Consider the following 18,760-nt stretch of genomic DNA (forward strand, 5'->3'; position numbering starts at 1 on the left):
ATTGCCTGCTTGACCAAATGAAAGCTTTAGGTTTTGATTGGCGTCATTATCTTTCGAATCGAAACTTAACTTCCCATGTCGAAACGAAACACACCTCAACGCCGCCACAACATCCTGGCCTTGCTGCATGAGCAGGGCGAGGTGAGTGTGGATGCACTGGCCAAGCGTTTCGAAACCTCCGAAGTCACCATTCGCAAGGACCTCGCCGCGTTGGAGGCCAACGGCCTGCTGCTGCGCCGCTACGGTGGCGCGGTGACCCTGCCTCAGGAACTGTTCGCCGACCAGGGCCAGCGCGTCTCTCTCTACAAACAGGCCATCGCTCGTGCCGCCGTGGCGCGGATTCGCGAGCATGCGCGCATCATCATCGACAGCGGCAGCACCACGGCTTCGATGATCCCCGAACTGGGTCAGCAACCGGGGCTGGTGGTGATGACCAACTCGCTGAACGTGGCCCGTGCCTTGAGCGAACTGGAACACGAACCGGTACTGCTGATGACCGGCGGCACCTGGGACCCGCATTCCGAATCGTTCCAGGGCCAGGTTGCCGAGCAGGTACTACGCTCCTACGATTTCGACCAGCTGTTCATTGGTGCCGATGGTATCGACCTGGTGCGCGGCACCACCACCTTCAACGAATTGCTGGGGTTGAGCCGGGTGATGGCCGAGGTGGCCCGCGAAGTGATCGTGATGGTCGAGTCGGACAAGGTCGGGCGCAAGATTCCCAACCTGGAGCTGCCCTGGGCCAGCGTGAATACCCTGATTACCGACGAACGCCTGCCCCAGGAGGCACGCGATCAAATTCAAGCCCGCGGCATCAACCTCATCTGTGCCGCTATCAGCTAGGAGCAACATCTATGTGTGGAATCGTGGGCGCCGTCGCCGAACGCAACATCACCACCATCCTGATCGAAGGCCTCAAGCGCCTGGAATACCGCGGTTATGACAGTGCTGGCCTGGCTGTCTTCACCCAGCAGGGCCACCTTGAACGCCGTCGTCGCATCGGCAAGGTCAGCGAGCTGGAAGCGGCCGTTGCCGCCGAGCCGCTGGTCGGCAACCTGGGTATCGCCCACACCCGCTGGGCGACCCATGGCGCGCCAACCGAAGGCAATGCACACCCGCATTTCTCCGGCCACGACCTGGCGGTGGTGCACAACGGCATCATCGAGAACCACGATGTGCTGCGTGAACAGCTCAAGGGCCTGGGCTACGTATTCACCTCGCAGACCGACACCGAAGTGATCGTGCACCTGCTGCACCACACCCTCAAAAGCCTGCCGGACCTGGCCGACGCCCTCAAGGCGACCGTCAAGCAACTGCATGGCGCGTATGGCCTGGCGGTGATCAGCGCCAGCCAGCCAGACCGCCTGCTGGCCGCCCGCAGCGGCAGCCCGCTGGTGATCGGCCTGGGCCACGGCGAGAACTTCCTGGCCTCCGACCAGTTGGCCCTGCGCCAGGTCACCGACCGCTTCATGTACCTGGAGGAGGGCGACATCGCCGAGATTCGCCGCGACCAGATCACCATCTGGGCCGTCGATGGCCAGCCGGTGCAACGCGAGGCCGTGCAGTACCACGAAGGTGCAGAGGCGGCCGACAAGGGCCATTACCGCCACTTCATGCTCAAGGAAATCCACGAGCAGCCCACCGTGGTGCAGCGCACCCTGGAAGACCGCCTGGGTTCGGATCACGTATTGGTGCAGGCTTTCGGCCCCAAGGCGGCCGAGCTGTTCCCCAAGGTGCGCAATGTACAGATCGTGGCCTGCGGCACCAGCTACCATGCGGGCATGGTTGCGCGTTACTGGCTCGAAGAGCTGGCCGGTATTCCGTGCCAGGTCGAAGTGGCCAGTGAATTCCGCTACCGCAAGGTGGTGGTGCAGCCCGACACCCTGTTCGTGTCGATTTCCCAGTCGGGCGAAACTGCAGACACCCTGGCGGCGCTGCGCAATGCCAAGGAGCTGGGCTTCCTTGCCAGCCTGGCCATCTGCAACGTCGGCATCAGCTCGCTGGTGCGTGAATCGGACCTGACCCTGCTGACCCGTGCCGGCCCGGAAATCGGCGTGGCCTCGACCAAGGCGTTCACCACCCAGCTGGTGTCGCTGATGTTGCTGACCCTGTCGCTGGGGCGCGTGCGTGGCACCTTGCCGGCTGGCGTCGAGGCCGAACTGGTGGAGCAACTGCGTCGTCTGCCGGTACGCCTGGGCGAAGCGCTGGCGATGGACGCCACCATCGAGAAGACGTCCGAGCTGTTCGCCGACAAGCATCACACCCTGTTCCTGGGCCGTGGCGCGCAGTTCCCGGTGGCGATGGAAGGGGCGCTCAAGCTCAAGGAAATCTCCTACATCCACGCCGAAGCCTACCCGGCTGGCGAGCTCAAGCACGGCCCGCTGGCGCTGGTGGATGCCGACATGCCGGTCGTTACCGTGGCACCGAACAACGAGCTGCTGGAGAAGCTCAAGTCTAACCTGCAGGAAGTGCGCGCCCGTGGCGGCGAGCTGATCGTGTTCGCCGACGAGAAGGCAGGCATGAGCAATGGCGAGGGTACCCATGTGATTGCCATGCCGCACATCATCGATGCGCTGGCACCGATCCTGTACACCATCCCGCTGCAATTGCTGTCGTACTACGTGGCCGTGCTCAAGGGCACCGACGTCGACCAGCCCCGCAACCTGGCCAAGTCGGTGACGGTGGAGTAAGGGGCCGGTCAGGCCCAGGCACTCCACACCGCCAAAAGATCCGGGAAGGTTCGCCTTCCCGGATCCTGCTTGCCCCGCACACCCGTGCGGTCGCTGCTCAATCCATCAACAAGCCTTGCCTGGCCTGATCGATCATCGCCTCGACCAGCGGGTTGTTGTGCCCGTCGTGCCAGGCCACGGCGGTGGTGACCACCTTCACTTCTGGCTGCAACGGCCGGACCAGTACGTTTTCAGGGGCCAGCTTGTCCATCGAGGCGGGCACCAATGCGATGCCCTGGCCGCAGCTGACGAACGCCACCTGGGAAGATACCGAGCGCACCTGGTGCACGATGCGTGGCGCGAAACCGCTGGCTTTGCATAACCCCACCAGGCAGTCGAAGTACACCGGGCTCACATCCCGTGAAGCCATCACCAGGGTTTCATCGGCAAGCGCCCCTAGGCTGATCGCCGCACACTTCGCCAGATGATGGTCGTTGGGTAGCGCCACCGCCAGACGATCCTCGGACAGCGGCATGGATTGCAGGTGGCGGCCCAGGTTCCCCTCCAGACGCGCAAAGGCAATGTCGATATCCCCAGCCTCCAGCGCAGGGATGGCTTCTGCACTGTCGATTTCCCGCACCGATACCGTAATCAGTGGGTGGTCCTGCTTGAACCGCTCGATCAATGGCGGCAGCACATCGATCATGGCCGAGGTGATCGCCCCGATCGTCAGCACGCCAGCATGACCGGCCACGGCTTCATGCACCGCCAGCTCGAGCCGCTCGAGCTGGTCGGCAAACTTGCGCACCGCCGGCAGAATCGCCGCCCCAACTGCGGTGAGCTGCGCGCCGCGGCGCGAGCGGGTGAACAGTTGCACGCGCAAGGACTGTTCAAGGGCCTGGATCTGTTCGGTCAACGGCGGCTGCGACATGCCCAGGCGCCTGGCGGCGCGGCTGAAGTTCTGGTCCTCGGCAACGGCCAGGAACAACCAGAGATGACGTATCAGGCGGAAATTGATCACAGTGTGCTTCCATATGTCAGGGCTATGACAAGCTTAGTTTCTTAGGAATATACGTATCAAAACACCTTGTCGATACTCAGGCCTCATCTCCCAAGAGGTCTGCAACCGATGAGCCTGAAAGCCACGCTTGAACGCCTGGCAGCGCTCGACACCAACACCGTGTCGGACGCGCTGGACTTCCTCGAACTTCCTGGCGCCACCAACGGGCTGATGCCGCTCTGGAACTGCCCGCAAATCGTCGGCCGTGCCAGCACCGTGCAGCTCGGCCCCAAGCAGGGAACGGCGCCAGACGTTCACCTGATTACACCGGTGGTGGAGCGAATCACCACCGATGATCGCGTTCTGGTCATTGCCGGTGGCCTCCACGGCGTTTCCAGCTGGGGCGACATCCTCGCCAATGCGGCGCGATGCAAGGGCATCCGTGGCACGGTCACCGATGGCTTCAGCCGCGATATCCGCGCCAATGCAGACATCGGCTACCCGGTGTTTGGCCGCGGCATAACCATGATCAGCGCACGCAATCGGCTCATTCAAGTCGACGCTGCGGTCAAGGTGCACATGGCCGGCGTGGCGGTCGAAGAAGATGACTACGTGATCGCCGACGAATGCGGCACCGTTTTCATTCAAGCCGCTGTCATTGAGCAGGTTCTGGCCCTGGCCGAGCGGATAGACCGGCGCCAGGCCGGCATGCTCGATGCCGTGCGGGCGGGCCGCTCGGTCGAACACGTGATGCATGACGCCCAATTCGAAGCCATCAAGGCGGAGCACTGAAATGAGCCTGTCCGATAAAGACCTCGTCGCGTTGTTCGATGGCCTGGATACCCCTGGCGTCTCCGATGCCCTGGACAGATTGGGCCTTGCTGGCCAGGCCTTCGGCATTGCGCCGCTGGCCAACTACGACCAGGTGCTGGTAGGTCCGGCCTTCACCGTGCAGTACGTCAGCGCAGGCACTCCGCCAGGCACGGTTGGCGACTTCATGGATGACGTGGCCCCGGGTGATGTCGTGGTGATCGCCAATCAAGGACGCACCGATTGCACGGTGTGGGGCGACATCATGACCCAGTACGCACTGGCCCGTGGTGTCGCCGCAACGGTCATCGACGGCGTTTGCCGTGATGTGAACAAGGCACTGGGTGACGGTTACCCGATGTTCAGCAAAGGCCGCTTCATGCGCACCGGCAAGGACCGCGTGGAAGTGGCTACCGTCAACCAGCCGGTGTCGGTTGGCACTGCCCGGGCCTGTGCCCGCGATATCGTCGTGGCCGACGCCAACGGTGTGGTCATCGTACCGCGCAGCCGCGCCCGGGAAGTCGCCGACACAGCACACCGTATCGAGCAGGTCGAGGCGCAGATTCGTCAGCAACTGGCCGGTGGCAAAGGCCTCAGGCAAGCCCGGGCCGCCCTCGGTTATCACACCCTGCAGAGCAAGCAGCCATGAGCCTTCCACACGATTATCAACCCATCGCCAAGGCCCTTGGCAGTTCCACCCTTTACGAGGCCTCGGGCCTGCCGTGCGCGGTTGACCGGCAGATCAGGGCCGTCTGGCCCGGTGCATTCATTGCCGCGCCGGCCTACCCGCTGCAGTGCGCGCCGGGGGACAACCTTGGCCTGCACCTGGCCGTGGCCAAGGCGCCACGCGGCAGCGTGCTGGTGTGTGATACCGCCGATTTCGTCGCCGGCTACTGGGGTGAGGTACTGACCGTGGCTGCAGAAACCGCCGGCATCGTCGGCCTGGTGATCAACGGCGGCGTGCGGGATGTTGCAGCGCTCCAGGCGCGAGGTTTCGCGGTGTTTGCGCGAGGTATCTCGGTCAAGGGGACGGTGAAGGCCACCGCGCCTTCGGTGGGCAAGCCGTTCGTCTTCAGCGGCGCCCCGGTCTGCGCCGGCGACCTGGTGGTTGCCGACGAGGATGGCGTGATCATCATTCCGGTCGCCGCTGTGGAGCGCACCCTGCGCAAAGGCCGGCAACGTGCGGACAAGGAGGCGCTGTTGATGGCCAGGCTGCGCGAAGGTCACACCACGCTCGATCTGCTTGGGCTGACCCGGCCGCAGGAGCAGCCATGAGCCTTGAAGCCCTGAATCATCGCCTGGAGGCCGCCAGGCCTTCGGCGACTTACGCCATCATCGACCGTGTAGCCGTGCTGCGCGCCGAGGGGCGCAGCATCATCTCGCTGTGTGCCGGCGAACCTGATTTCGACACCCCGGAACATATCCGCGCCGCAGCCATACAGGCCATCAATAGTGGCCACACCCGCTACACCCAGGTGGCGGGCCTTCGCGCTCTGCGCGAAGCGATCGCGCGCAAGTTCCAGCGCGAAAATGGTCTGGATGTCGGTTGGCAGGACACCCTGGTAGGCAGTGGCGGCAAGCAGGTGATCTTCAATGCCCTGGCTGCGACGCTGAACGAGGGCGACGAGGTGGTGGTCCCCGCGCCGTACTGGGTGAGCTATCCCGAAATGGTTCAGCTGTGTGGTGGCGAGCCGCGCATTGTCGCTTGTGGTGCGGGGTCAGGCTTCAAGCTGACGCCGCAGGCATTGTCAGGTGCTATCGGCCCCAAGACCCGCTGGCTCATTCTCAACTCGCCCGCCAACCCGACCGGTGCGGTATACAGCCGTGCAGAGCTCGAAGCGCTGGCAAAGGTCCTGCTGGCCCACCCTCAGGTGTTGATCCTGGCGGACGATATCTATGAGCATCTGATCTTCGATGGCCGCGACTTTCTTACCCTGGCCCAGGTAGAACCGCAGCTGGCGCCGCGCACGCTGACCATGAACGGCGTATCCAAGGCCTACGCCATGACCGGCTGGCGCATCGGCTTCGCCACGGGGCCGCGCTGGTTGCTCGACGCGATGCAGAAGCTGCAAGGTCAGCAGACGTCGGGGGCATGTTCGATCTCCCAGCATGCGGCGATAGCCGCGCTGGACGGCCCCAGGGCATTCATCGCCCACAGCCGCGAAGTGTTCCAGCGTCGTCGTGATTTCATGGTAGCGCTGCTGAATCAGGCGCCAGGCATCCGTTGCGAACTTCCGGCGGGTGCATTCTATGCCTTTGCCGACTGTACGGGGTTGATTGGCAAGTGCTCCCCGGGCGGGCGCACGCTGGTCGACGATGAGGCGGTAGCGCTGGCGCTGCTGGATGAGGCCGATGTTGCCGTCGTACAGGGCAGCGCATTTGGCCTGCCGGGCTATCTGCGCATTGCCTACGCGCTGGATGACCTGTCGCTGCGAGCGGCCTGCGAGGCCATCGGTCGTTTTTGCCACAGCGTACGTCAGCTCCCTTGAGGCGCGTGCCTCAAGCTATCACAGTGTCGACCAGCTCCAGCGCCACGCTTCCACCGGAAAAAGCGGGCAGCCGCTTCTGCTGGTTGAACAGCCGCGTTGTGCGCTGAAGGCCGGTGAACTGTCCACCGACAATCAGGGAATCAACTGGGTTTGCCGTTCAACCGCGCCAGCGTTTCATCCAGCTCATCAATCTGCCCCGGCGCTTCGGTCACCACACTGAAGTCGCTCACTTCGACCGCCCCCAACCCATGCCCCAGCAGGTGGAACGAGAACGCCTTGCGCGACTCGTTGTTGTCGAACGTGAACTCCATTTCCAGGGGCTGATCCGGCGTGACCAGCATCTCCTCGGTAGGTAGCCCCACCAGCACCTCCTGCTCGAACTCCTTGGTCTTGAGCACGATATAGGCGTTCTGCTGCGGGTCGGCCGAGCGTACCGTCAGGCGCACCCGGGTGTGCGAGCCCTTGGGCATCTCCAGGTACTGCGCGCCGATCAGGTTGTCGGCCCAGTCATCCTTGATCTGCGGCTGCAGCGGGATCACCGTCGCACTGCCGAACTGGTAGTGCTGGTTCAGCGGTGACCCCATCACTGATTGATCCAGTGCGCTGGCGCGCGCCTGCACCTGGCGTGCCCGCTGGCCACGGAAGCGATCTGTCAGGTTGGCGCGTTCGGCAATGAAGCCGGTACTGGCATACGACCGGCAGCGCTGCTGGAAATCGCATTCGGTGAAGGTGGCATTGCCATCGTGATAGCGCAGCTTGCCGTTGGTGAACGACATGATTTCACGCCCGTTGTCATAGTCGCGCAGCAGCGAACGCCCACTGAGGGCGTTGGGCACCGGGAAGCCGAAGTAGTCGAGCACCGATGCGGTCAGGTCGACGTGACCGTACACGCCGGATTTCACCTGTGGCAGTTGTGCCTGCTCGGGCGCCAGCATCAGGTTGAAGCCCCACGAAGACGCCAGGCGTACACCGTCGATGCCATGGGATTCGTCCGAGGTGATCACCACCAGGGTGTCCTTGAGTACCCCCTGACGTTCCAGCCCGGCAAGAAAGTTATCCACAGCGTCGTCGAGATAGGCCACTGCCGCTTGCTTGGGCGTGGCGTAGCGTTCGAGGTATTCCGCCGGCGCGGAGTAGGGCTGGTGGGTGCCCACGGTCAGCAGGGTGAGCATCCACGGTTCAGGCTGCTTCTGCAGTTGGCCGACATAGTCCAGCGCGCCTTCGAAAAACGCCTTGTCGTCCTTGCCCCACGGGAAGTCCAGGTAGTTGGGGTTCTTGAACCAGTCCAGGCCCAGGGTGGTATCGAAGCCGATGTGCGGCATGATCTTGTCCTTGGCCATGAAGCGCAGCCCGGCACCCTGCAGGTAGTGCGTGCTGAAGCCGTGCTCGCGCAATTGCGCCGGCAGGCATTCCTGGTTGCGCTGGTTCTGCGTCAGCATCTCGACCCCCTTGGGGGTACCGTTGTCGAGCTTGTCGTAGTCGCCACACAGCATGGCGTAGAGGCCACGGATGGTCTGGTGGGTATGCAGCACGTAGTCGGGGGTGTTCATGCCGCGTTCGGCCCAAGCGCTCAGCTTGGGCATCAGGTGTTCCTGGTAGGCGGGGTTGAGGGTGCGTCGGTTGATGTCCAGGTAAGCCCCCGGGATGCCTTCCAGCGCGACCACCAGCACGTTGCGCGCGCTGCCGGGCGCGTCGAGCAGCGGCTTGCCGCTCAGGTCCAGGCGGGTCAGGCCGGCCATGGCCACGGGTGGGTCGACCACATCGGCCTCCAGCCAGTCTTCGATACGCGCCTGGCTTTCACCCACGCCTACCGCCAGCAATTGATGTGGCAGGTTGAACACCTGCCACTCGTCCGCTTCGGCAGGTTCCCAGGCCTGGGTACCGGCATGCACCAGCAGGCAGGTCACGGGCACCGCCCACAGGTGCCGCGGCAATGGCGCGACGGGTCTGGCCCGGGCCGCCCAGCGGGTCGCAAGCCACAACAGCAGCCCAAGCCCCAGGGCAATGGCGAAGCCAGGGTTGGCCAGGCTGCCACCGGCGGAGTTTTCCATGAACTGCACATCGGTGAGGTAGTGCAGGTCGGCCGGGGTCGGCAATCGGCCTACTGCGGCCACCAGCTCGGCACTGGCCAGGCTCAGCACTCCCCACGCCAGCACCACGGGCACTGCCAGCCATACCGGACGACGGTTCAGCAGAACGACCAGTGCACCACCGAGGCCCACGTCGGACAGGTACCCCAGCGGATCGGCCCAGCCGTTCGCCACGCGCAGGCATACAGGAACCACCACCAGCAGCCCGAACAGGGCGGCGAGCGAAGCGCGAGGGTGCTGCAACCAGCGATAGATACGTTTCACGGGGGCGTTCGTCATCATGTCGTCATGTAAATGTGGTGATGGTACCAAGTGCAGTACATCTCCACAGCATTCCGGCAACAAGTCGAAACCCAGTTTTCTGGCCTGGATCAATGTCGAATGCGCCTTCATGGCTTACCGTGGTGGGTTCCTGCCACTCTTTTCAAGGATGAAACGCAATGCAGTCAATGGACCGCAATCATGATATTCAGCCCCTGTCGCGGGCAGACATGACCATCGAGCTCAACGGGCGGCCGGTACCGGCCGCGGCAGGCGAAAGCGTGCTCAACGTGCTGCACGCGGTGGGCCTGCGCCAGGTGGCGCGCAACGACCATGGCCAGGTCTCGGGTGCCTTCTGCGGCATGGGCGTGTGCCACTGCTGCCTGGTGTCGATCAACGGCCGCCCCAAGCGCCGCGCCTGCCAGACCATCGTCAAGCCGGGCATGCAGGTCGAAACCGGGGTCAACCGCTTCGACGTGGAGGGTGTCGAATGAGCCTGCGTCCGGTAATAGTCGGCGGCGGTTCGGCAGGCATGGCGGCTGCCATCGAACTGGCCCGGCATGGCGTCTCCAGCGTGCTGTTCGACGAAGCTTCGCGTCTGGGTGGGGTGGTCTATCGCGGCCCGTTGCGCAGCGGCGTCGACCTGGGCTACCTGGGCAAGCGCTATGCCAGCGCGCTGAACACCCTGCACGAAGAATTCGCCAACTGTGCCGAGCGCATCGACGTGCGCCTGGAAACCCGTGTGGTCGGGGGCGAAGGCGGCAACCGCCTGATGGTGCTGGACAGCGACGAGCAGCTGCACGAAGTGGAACACAGCCACCTGGTACTGTCCGCCGGCTGCCATGAGCGCAACGTGCCGTTCCCCGGCTGGACCCTGCCCGGCGTGATGCTGCTGGGCGGTCTGCAGTTGCAGATCAAGAGCGGCGTGGTCAAGCCGCTGGGCACCACCGTCATCGCCGGCACCGGCCCGCTGCTGCCCCTGGTGGCATGCCAGCTGCACGCGGCCGGGGTCAAGGTGGAAGGGGTGTACGAGGCATGTGCCTTCGGCAAGATCGCCAAGGAAAGCCTGGCGCTGCTGAACAAGCCGCAGCTGTTTCTCGATGGCCTGAGCATGCTGGGTTATCTGAAGCTCAACGGTATCCCCATGAACTACGGCTGGGGCGTGGTAGGTGCCAACGGCGAGGGCGAACTCACCGAAGTGCGCCTGGCCCCCTACAGTGACAACTGGCAGCCGGACATCAGCCGTGTGCAGCGCGTCTCGGCGCAGACCCTGGCCGTGGGCTACGGCTTCATTCCGCGCACACAGCTCAGCCAGCAGATGGGCCTGGCCCACGGCTTCAACGAAGACGGCTACCTGCGCGCCGAAAGCAACGTGTGGCAACAGAGCAGCGAGCCGCACATTCACCTGGCCGGTGACATGGGCGGGATTCGCGGTGGCGAAGCCGCGATGCTCACCGGGCGTATCGCCGCCGTGTCGATCCTGCACCAGGCTCAGGTCATCACCCCCGAACAGGCGCTGGACCTGCGCGAGCGCTACCTGGGCAAGCTGGCCGCGATCAAGCGCTTTCGTGCCGGGGTAGACCGCTACACACTGCGCGGCACTGAGCAGATCACGCTGCCCGCACCCGACACCGTCATCTGCCGCTGCGAGCACGTCACCCGCAGCGACATCGACCGCGCCCTGGAGCAGGGTGTACAGGACATGGCTGGGCTGAAGATGCGCACCCGCGTGAGCATGGGCGATTGCCAGGGCCGCATGTGCGTGGGCTACTGCAACGATCGCCTGCGCCAGGCCACCGGGCGTGCCGATGTGGGCTGGCTGCGCCCGCGGTTCCCCATCGACCCGATCCCTTTCTCCGCATTCAAGAACCTCGGCACGGAAGCTGAAGCATGAACAGAACCTATGATGTGGTCATCGCCGGCGGCGGTGTGATCGGCGCTTCCTGCGCCTACCAGTTGTCCAAGCGTGGCAACCTCAGGATCGCGCTGATCGACGCCAAGCGCCCCGGCAACGCTACCCGTGCCTCGGCGGGCGGGTTGTGGGCGATCGGCGAATCGGTCGGCCTGGGCTGCGGGGTGATCTTCTTTCGCATGATGTCGCAAAAGCACAAGCGCGAAGCCAACGGCGCCGCCGTGGCGGTCGATTCCAGCACCCCGCACATCCTGCCGCAGTCGTTCTTCGACTTCGCGCTGCAATCCAATGCCTTGTACCCCGGCCTGCACCAGGAGCTGATGGAGCGCCACGGCATGGACTTCAAGTTCGAGCGCACCGGCCTCAAGTACGTGATCTACGACGACGAGGACCGCCTGTACGCCGAGCATATCGTCGCGCAGATCCCGCACCTGGCCCACGAGGTTCGCTGGCTCGACCGCGATGCCCTGCGCAAGGCCGAGCCTGCCGTCAGCCACCATGCCCACGGCGCGCTGGAGTTCCTGTGCGATCACCAGGTCAGCCCGTTCCGTCTGGCCGATGCCTACACCGAAGGTGCGCGGCAGAACGGCGTCGACCTGTTCCTCAACACCAACGTCACCGGCGTGCTGCACCAAGGCGACCGGGTGGTGGGGGTCAAGACCGACGTGGAAGGCGAGTTTCACTGCCAGACCCTGATCAACGCCGGCGGCGCCTGGGCGGCAGAACTGAGCGAGATGGCCACCGGCCTGAGCATTCCGGTCAAGCCGGTAAAGGGCCAGATCCTGCTCACCGAGCGCATGCCCAAGCTGCTGCAGGGCTGCCTGACCACCGCCGATTGCTACATGGCGCAGAAGGACAACGGTGAGATCCTGATCGGCAGCACCACCGAAGACAAGGGCTTCGACGTCACCACCACCTATCCGGAAATCAATGGTCTGGTGCAGGGCGCGGTGCGCTGCATTCCGGAGCTGGCGCAGATCAACCTCAAACGCAGCTGGGCAGGCCTGCGTCCCGGTTCGCCGGACGAGCTGCCGATTCTCGGCCCGGTGCAGAGCGTGAGTGGCTATCTCAATGCCTGTGGGCACTTTCGCACCGGCATCCTGACCTCGGCGATCACTGGCGTGCTGATCGACAAGGTGCTGCATGAGGAGGCACTGCCGCTGGACCTGACGCCGTTCCTCGCGGACCGCTTCGGTACTCAGCCCAAAGCCGCCCAGGCCTGACCCGGTGCGTGCCTGAACCTGCGGTGATGGTCGCCGTCGGTTCAGGCGCACGGATCAAGCGTGCAGGCTGACCGGGGTCAGATCTGCATGGCCATGCCTTCGACGTTCATCGCCGCCTGGCGCAAGGCCTCGGAGCGAGTCGGGTGCGGGTGGCAGGTGAGGGCGATGTCTTCGGCCGAGGCCGAGAACTCCATGGCCACGCAGTACTCACCGATCATTTCGCTGACGCACGGGCCAACCAGGTGCACGCCGAGTACCTCGTCGGTTTCGGCATCGGCCAGCACCTTGGCGAAGCCTTCGGTCTCGTGGTTGATCTTGGCCCGGCTGTTGGCCATGAACGGGAACTTGCCGACCTTGTAGGCGCGGCCTTCGGCCTTGAGCTGCTCTTCGGTCTTGCCCACGCTGGCCAGTTCGGGGCGGGTGTAGATCACCCCCGGGATCAGCCCGTAGTTCACTTCGTGGGCCTTGCCGTGGATGCGCTCGATGCAGGCGATGGCTTCGTCTTCGGCCTTGTGGGCGAGCATCGGGCCGCTGGTGACGTCGCCGATCACCCACACGCCCGGCACGCTGGTGCGATGGCCCTGGTTCTCGAGCATGCCGCGCTTGTCGGTCTGCAGGCCTACCGTTTCCAGGCCCAGGCCCTGGGTGTAGGGGCGACGGCCGATGGCGACCAGCACGTAGTCGGCCTGCAGGGTTTCGGCGGTGCCGCCGGCGGCCGGTTCGAGGGTCAGGCTGACACCGTTGGCCGACGGCGTGGCCTGGGTCACCTTGCTGCCCAGCTTGAAGCTCATGCCTTGCTTGGCCAATGCGCGCTGCAGGGTCTTGGCGGTTTCTTCGTCGGTGCCGGGGCAGATGCGATCGAGGTATTCCACCACGGTGACCTGGCTACCGAGGCGGCGCCACACCGAGCCCAGCTCCAGCCCGATCACGCCCGCGCCGATCACCACCAGGTGTTTGGGCACCTGGGGCAGGGCGAGGGCGCCGGTGGAGTCGATGATGCGCTGGTTGTCGATGGTCACGCCGGGCAGCGGAGTCGGCTCGGACCCGGTGGCGATGACGATGTCCTTGGCCTGCAGTTCGGTCACGGCGCCCTGGTCATCGGTGACCTTGACCTTGCCCACGCCATCGAGCTGGCCCCAGCCCTTGATCCAGTCGACCTTGTTCTTGCGAAACAGGAACTCGATGCCCTTGGTCAGGCCCGCGACGCTCTCGTCCTTCTGTTTCATCATCTGCGCCAGGTTCAGGCTTGGCTTGACCTCGATACCGAGGTTGGCGAACTCGCTGCCGGCAGCCGCTTCGTAGAGTTCGGAGGCATGCAGCAGGGCCTTGGACGGCATGCAGCCAACGTTCAGGCAGGTGCCACCGAGGGTCGGGCGACCTTCGACACAGGCCACGCTCAGGCCCAGCTGGCCTGCGCGAATGGCAGCGTTGTAGCCGCCAGGGCCGCCGCCGATGATCACGACATCATAGGTTTTCATTGTTGTACTCCCGGATGAAGAATCGACAATGCAGCCAAGGTTAGGGGCCGATCTGGAGGTTGTATACAATTTATGCCACTACCTTTTTGCATCGGCCGGTCTACGACGATAGTCCGGCATGCCTCCCTGTTCTTGAGGATGGGCTACCCTTTTGTGCAGACGTCCGAAGATTACGGGAGGCTCATTTCATGCTTGCGCAACTTCCACCTGTTCTGCAAAGCCTGCGGTTGCCCTTGCGACTCAAGCTTTGGGATGGTCACGAATTCGATCTCGGCCCCCAGCCGCAGGTCACCATCGTGGTCAAGGATCCCCAGCTGATCGGCCAGTTGACCCACCCCAGCCTGGATGAGCTGGGCGCGGCGTTCGTCGAGGGCAAGCTGGAACTGGAGGGCACCATCGGCGAAGTCATCCGCGTGTGCGACGAGCTCAGTCAGGCGTTGCTCACGGACGAGGAAGAAGACCAGCCGGTGCGCAGCGAGCATGACAAGGCCACCGACGCGGCGGCCATTTCCTACCATTACGACCTGTCCAACGATTTCTACCAGCTGTGGCTGGACCGCGACATGGCGTATTCCTGCGCCTACTTCAAGACCCCCGGCGATACCCTTGAGCAGGCCCAGCAGAACAAGTTCGAGCACCTGTGCCGCAAGCTGCGGCTCAAGCAGGGCGACTACCTGCTGGACGTGGGCTGTGGCTGGGGCGGGTTGTCACGTTATGCCGCACGCGAGTTCGGCGCCAAGGTGTTCGGCATCACCCTGAGCAAGGAGCAGCTCAAATTGGGGCGTGAACGGGTCAAGGCAGAAGGGCTTGAAGATCAGGTGGAACTGCAGATTCTCGACTACCGCGATCTGCCGCAGGACGGTCGTTTCGACAAGGTGGTGAGTGTCGGCATGTTCGAACACGTGGGGCATGCCAACCTGGCATTGTACTGCCAGCGCTTGTTCGGCGCGGTGCGCGAAGGCGGCCTGGTGATGAACCACGGCATCACCGCCAAGCATGTGGACGGGCGCCCGGTGGGGCGCGGCGCGGGCAATTTCATCGAGCGCTATGTATTCCCCCATGGCGAGCTGCCGCACCTGTCGATGATCAGTGCGCGTATCAGCGAAGCGGGGCTGGAAGTGGTCGACGTCGAGAGCCTGCGCCTGCATTACGCACGGACGCTGGCGCAGTGGAGCGATCGCCTGGAAAGCCAGCTGGACAAGGCCGCGAACCTGGTGCCGGAAAAGGCCCTGCGCATCTGGCGGCTGTACCTGGCCGGTTGCTCCTATGCCTTTGCCAAGGGCTGGATCAACCTGCACCAGATTCTGGCAGTCAAGCCGTTCGCCGATGGTGGCCACGACCTGCCGTTGACCCGCGAGGACCTGTACCGCTGACAGTCGCGCTCAGAGGATCGGCGAGATCAGTCGGGCGATGCGCATCCCCAGTTGTTGCAGGCGGCGCGTCTGCTGGCTGTCCTCGGGGGTGATTTCCCGCGCTTGGTCGAAGTCGTGCTGGAGCATGGCTTCGACCTGCGCGGCAAAGGCAAGGTCTACGGTCAGCAGCATGATTTCGAAGTTCAGGCGGAACGAGCGGTTGTCCAGGTTGGCACTGCCGATGGCGCTGACTTCGTTGTCGACCAGCACCACCTTCTGGTGCAGAAACCCCGGCCCGTAGCGGAACATGCGCACCCCGGCCTGCACCGCCTCGAAGGCGAACAGGCTGGAGGCGGCGTACACGATACGGTGGTCAGGGCGCGAGGGAATCAGGATACGCACGTCGACGCCACGCAACACCGCCAGGCGCAGCGCGGCCGACACGGCCTCGTCGGGAATGAAGTACGGGCTGGTGATCCAGAGCCGCTCGCGCGCCGCGTGGATGGCGTCGACAAAAAACAGCGAACAGGTCTCCTGCGGATCGGCCGGCCCGCTGGCCAGTACCTGGCAAAGTACGCCGTTGTCGGGGTAGGTGTCGGGCAGGATCAGTGGCGGCAACTGGCGCGCCGCCCAGTACCAGTCTTCGGCAAAGGATTCCTGCAGGCAGGCCAGCACCGGGCCGCTGACCTGCACATGGGTGTCGCGCCAGGGCGATAGCCTGAGGTTGCCGCCCAGGTATTCGTCGCCCACGTTATGGCCCCCCATGAACCCCAGCATGCCGTCTACCACCACGATCTTGCGATGGTTGCGGAAGTTGACCTGGAAGCGGTTGAACCAACCGCGGCGGGTGGCGAAGGCGCGGATGTTCACGCCGCCTTCGCGCAAGCTCTGTATATAGGCGGAGGGCAGGGCGTGACTGCCAACGCTGTCGAACAGCACGTAGATCTTCACCCCTTCAGCGGCCTTTCTCAGCAGCAGCGCCTTGAGCTCACGGCCGATGCCGTCGTCGTGGATGATGAAGAACTGGATCAGTACCGTGTCGTGGGCCGCTTCTATCGCCTTGAAGATCGCGTCGAAGGTGGCCTGCCCGTCGATCAGCAGGCTGACCTGGTTGTTGGCCAGGCACGGCATGCGCCCAAGCTTGGGCATGGCCCGCAGCGCCGCATAGGATTCGGAGTTGCGCGCGGTCAGCGCCTCTTCCACCCAGGGGCGCCAGTTGAGGTCGGCCATGGCCACGTGCATTTCGCGGTTGGCCTGGCGGCGGGCCTGGATGTAGGCGTCGAAGGTGCGACTGCCGAACACCAGGTACGGAATCAGCGTGAAGTAGGGGATAAACAGCAGCGACATGGCCCAGGCAATTGCACCTTGGGCGGTGCGCACGGTGAACACGGCATGCAGGGCGGCAATCACGCCCAGCAGGTGAATCAAACCGATGAGGTAACCGAAGAAGTAAGGGCTGTGGTAATCCATACACATTCTGCTATCCGAAGGCACTACCCGCTAACAGAGCACGTTCGCGCCTGCACTTGCAACTGAAAGCACGAAAACGCGTCTAACCTGTGTTCCGGCTTGGGGCCGGATTCTGAAGGAGTCACTACATGAAAAGTCGTCTGCCGATGCTGGCACTGGTACTGGGCCTGGCGAGCCCGTTGGTGCATGCGCAGATGTTGCAACCGGGCCTGTGGGAGTTGACCAGCAGCAACATGCAGGTCGATGGCAAGCCACTGCCCGACATGGAATTCATGCTCGGCCAGTTGAAGAACCTGCCGCCCGAGCAGCGCGCGATGATCGAGGGTGGCCTGGCCAAGCAAGGCATCAGCGTCGGGGGCAAAGGGGTGCGTTCGTGCCTGACCCAGGAGCAGGTTCAGACCAACGACATTCCGCTGCAGGACCCGCAGTCGGGGTGCACGCAGAAGATCACCGAGCGCAACGGCAATGTGTGGAAGTTCACCTTCAGTTGCCCCAAGGCTCAAGGCAACGGTGAAGCGCAGTTTCTCAGCGATCGGGAATTTCTGACCAAGGTCAGCGGCACGTTCAATGCGTCCGGTGTTGAGCAAAAGGGCAGCATGAACACCCGTGCGGTGTGGCTGGGCAACGATTGCGGCACGGTCAAGCCGCGCACCTGATCAGCGCAGGTGCCACTGCCATTGGCTTTGCGCGACAGCGTCGTGGGCATGCAGGCTTTCGGCATGTTCCACACGCAGCTTGAAGCCGTCGATCCACGGCAGCGGTTGCAGGGCCAGATGCAGGCGCCTCGCGGCGTCTTCGCAGAACATCAGGTTCTGCCCGTTGGCCAGCGCAAACGCCTGTTCGTCGGCTCGTTTCACGGCTGTCTGCACAGCAGTGCCGAGAGCTGCCTCGGCCAGGCCTATCAGCTGTCGAAAGGGCATTTGCTCCTCGCCTGGGGCCAGGCGCAGGTGCAGATGGGCCGTGCTGCGTTGGCTGTGTGGTGTTGCGACGATGCCTTGGGCGGTGCCGAGCCAATGAAGGATGGCAGCATGATCGAGGATACTGCGGTTGGCGAAATCATCGACGAACTGCTGCTGAATCAATTGGCGGGCGAGCGCGGCGGAGCATGGGCAGGTCGAGGAATACTCGACTTGTGCGTTTAGTTCCACGTGGAACACTCCGTTTTCCAAACGTGCGTCCACACTCACCGGGTAAGCCTTCCAGCCTGCCAGCGGGCTGACCAGCGCAGGCCGCTTGAGCAACAATTCAAAGCCTAGACGCAGGTAAGCGGTGGTAGAGAGGCCCTGATGGCTGTCGATAAACCGTTCCAGGACCTGGCGCACCAACCCTACTGAAAACGCCGCGTGCTCGAATGCCTCCAACGCGAGGTACAGGCGCGACATGTGAATGCCCCGCGAGGCTCCATCATCCAGGCTGACGCCGGCATCGGCGCTGGCGCGTACCTGCACGCCGTCGAGTGTGATCGGCAGTGCGATGCCGCACATGCCAACCCATTCCAGAGGCATGGATTGCTGGCTGGCCTGAGCGGCGATATCGGGAAGGGTCAGGGCGTTCATGCTGAAACCATCGCTGAATTAAAAACCGATACGTTACATTATAACGATTCATTCATCATAGCTTTTTCCGAGTCCTCACTCGCAGCCCCCAAGGCGATTGCAACGCAGGCTGAAGCGTTGGCCGCTGGAGCTGGACACCCGGTTCTGCGTGGTCCAACCCACCCGGCGGCTATAGCCGACCCAGGCTTCGCCGTCGCTGGCCAGGCCCGTGTAGAAGGTCAGCGGCCCATAGAGGCTGTTGGTTTGCACCCAGCGTCGCTGCCCCAACACCTCAACGCCGCGCACGTACTGGGTGTTGCCCTGGCTGTGCACGCTGTACACATTGCCGTCGCGATCTTGGCAGGCCAGCAGGTTGGCGCTGCGCGTGCATTGGGCAGGCTCACTGCGCGGCATCGCGGCGTGAACCGTCGCGACAGGAATTAGCAGGAGCGAAAGCAGTACGAAGGTTTT

Annotated in this window: 17 protein-coding genes; 11 read left to right on the forward strand and 6 right to left on the reverse strand. The window is 63.8% G+C overall.

Annotated elements, in window-relative coordinates; all coding sequences use genetic code 11:
- Positions 1-75 precede the first annotated feature (75 nt).
- Both DN388_RS21090 and glmS read left to right on the forward strand, forming a co-directional pair.
- The gene (locus DN388_RS21090) at positions 76-843 is read left to right on the forward strand and encodes a DeoR/GlpR family DNA-binding transcription regulator (protein WP_043860660.1); all 768 of its coding nucleotides are present in this window, start codon (positions 76-78) and stop codon (positions 841-843) included.
- An 11-nt stretch (positions 844-854) separates the two neighbouring features.
- Positions 855-2,690 carry a glutamine--fructose-6-phosphate transaminase (isomerizing) gene (glmS, locus tag DN388_RS21095; protein ID WP_043860659.1) on the forward strand — a complete coding sequence of 612 codons (1,836 nt, stop codon included), beginning with the start codon at positions 855-857 and terminating at the stop codon, positions 2,688-2,690.
- Positions 2,691-2,787: 97 nt separating this feature from the next.
- On the opposite strand, the gene DN388_RS21100 is transcribed toward glmS, so the two are convergent.
- Positions 2,788-3,690, reverse strand: coding sequence for a LysR substrate-binding domain-containing protein (locus DN388_RS21100; RefSeq protein ID WP_058541968.1), 903 nt, complete (start codon positions 3,688-3,690; stop codon positions 2,788-2,790).
- Between the two features lie 108 nt (positions 3,691-3,798).
- Here DN388_RS21100 and DN388_RS21105 point away from each other — a divergent pair, with 108 nt between their 5' ends.
- From DN388_RS21105 to DN388_RS21120, 4 genes are read left to right on the forward strand one after another with little or no spacing between them, the layout of a single operon-like run.
- Positions 3,799-4,461 (forward strand): RraA family protein, encoded by a 663-nt coding sequence (locus DN388_RS21105; RefSeq protein ID WP_058541967.1) that lies wholly within the window; start codon positions 3,799-3,801, stop codon positions 4,459-4,461.
- A 1-nt stretch (position 4,462) separates the two neighbouring features.
- Positions 4,463-5,128, forward strand: a complete 666-nt coding sequence (locus DN388_RS21110) for an RraA family protein (RefSeq protein ID WP_100634884.1) — start codon at positions 4,463-4,465, stop codon at positions 5,126-5,128.
- Positions 5,125-5,754 (forward strand): RraA family protein, encoded by a 630-nt coding sequence (locus tag DN388_RS21115; protein ID WP_255002017.1) that lies wholly within the window; start codon positions 5,125-5,127, stop codon positions 5,752-5,754. The genes DN388_RS21110 and DN388_RS21115 overlap by 4 nt, the downstream gene beginning before the upstream one ends.
- Positions 5,751-6,968, forward strand: a complete 1,218-nt coding sequence (locus DN388_RS21120) for a pyridoxal phosphate-dependent aminotransferase (protein WP_100634880.1) — start codon at positions 5,751-5,753, stop codon at positions 6,966-6,968. Before DN388_RS21115 ends, DN388_RS21120 begins: the two co-directional genes overlap by 4 nt.
- Positions 6,969-7,108: 140 nt before the next feature.
- Here the strand turns inward: DN388_RS21120 and DN388_RS21125 are convergent, their stop codons facing one another.
- Positions 7,109-9,322 carry an LTA synthase family protein gene (locus tag DN388_RS21125; protein ID WP_255002019.1) on the reverse strand — a complete coding sequence of 738 codons (2,214 nt, stop codon included), beginning with the start codon at positions 9,320-9,322 and terminating at the stop codon, positions 7,109-7,111.
- Between the two features lie 176 nt (positions 9,323-9,498).
- Between DN388_RS21125 and hcnA the strand changes: the two genes are divergently transcribed.
- Genes hcnA through hcnC form a run of 3 tightly spaced genes read left to right on the forward strand, consistent with a single transcriptional unit; the run spans position 9,499 to position 12,454 of the window.
- Positions 9,499-9,813: a cyanide-forming glycine dehydrogenase subunit HcnA gene (hcnA, locus tag DN388_RS21130; RefSeq protein ID WP_255002020.1), complete on the forward strand. Its 315-nt coding sequence runs from the start codon at positions 9,499-9,501 to the stop codon at positions 9,811-9,813.
- Positions 9,810-11,213, forward strand: coding sequence for a cyanide-forming glycine dehydrogenase subunit HcnB (gene hcnB / locus DN388_RS21135; RefSeq protein WP_255002021.1), 1,404 nt, complete (start codon positions 9,810-9,812; stop codon positions 11,211-11,213). Before hcnA ends, hcnB begins: the two co-directional genes overlap by 4 nt.
- A complete protein-coding gene (hcnC, locus tag DN388_RS21140) occupies positions 11,210-12,454 on the forward strand; it encodes a cyanide-forming glycine dehydrogenase subunit HcnC (RefSeq protein WP_043861506.1) in 1,245 nt (414 codons plus the stop codon). Before hcnB ends, hcnC begins: the two co-directional genes overlap by 4 nt.
- 77 nt (positions 12,455-12,531) lie before the next feature.
- Here the strand turns inward: hcnC and lpdA are convergent, their stop codons facing one another.
- Positions 12,532-13,932, reverse strand: coding sequence for a dihydrolipoyl dehydrogenase (gene lpdA, locus DN388_RS21145; protein ID WP_255002022.1), 1,401 nt, complete (start codon positions 13,930-13,932; stop codon positions 12,532-12,534).
- A 188-nt stretch (positions 13,933-14,120) separates the two neighbouring features.
- Between lpdA and cfaB the strand changes: the two genes are divergently transcribed.
- A complete protein-coding gene (gene cfaB, locus DN388_RS21150; RefSeq protein ID WP_255002023.1) occupies positions 14,121-15,305 on the forward strand; it encodes a C17 cyclopropane fatty acid synthase CfaB in 1,185 nt (394 codons plus the stop codon).
- Between the two features lie 9 nt (positions 15,306-15,314).
- Here the strand turns inward: cfaB and cls are convergent, their stop codons facing one another.
- Entirely contained in the window at positions 15,315-16,754 is a 1,440-nt protein-coding gene (gene cls / locus DN388_RS21155) for a cardiolipin synthase (protein WP_255002024.1), read from the reverse strand.
- Positions 16,755-16,882: 128 nt separating this feature from the next.
- Here cls and DN388_RS21160 point away from each other — a divergent pair, with 128 nt between their 5' ends.
- A complete protein-coding gene (locus tag DN388_RS21160; RefSeq protein ID WP_043861510.1) occupies positions 16,883-17,410 on the forward strand; it encodes a DUF3617 domain-containing protein in 528 nt (175 codons plus the stop codon).
- Here DN388_RS21160 and folE2 read toward each other — a convergent pair whose 3' ends face one another.
- Together folE2 and DN388_RS21170 are read right to left on the reverse strand one after the other, a co-directional pair.
- Entirely contained in the window at positions 17,411-18,310 is a 900-nt protein-coding gene (folE2, locus tag DN388_RS21165; protein ID WP_255002025.1) for a GTP cyclohydrolase FolE2, read from the reverse strand.
- Positions 18,311-18,385: 75 nt separating this feature from the next.
- Positions 18,386-18,703 (reverse strand): glutamine synthetase, encoded by a 318-nt coding sequence (locus DN388_RS21170; RefSeq protein WP_290445893.1) that lies wholly within the window; start codon positions 18,701-18,703, stop codon positions 18,386-18,388.
- Positions 18,704-18,760 lie beyond the last annotated feature (57 nt).

This window comes from Pseudomonas sp. S12(2018) (genome assembly GCF_024355235.1).
Classification (GTDB): domain Bacteria; phylum Pseudomonadota; class Gammaproteobacteria; order Pseudomonadales; family Pseudomonadaceae; genus Aquipseudomonas; species Aquipseudomonas palmensis.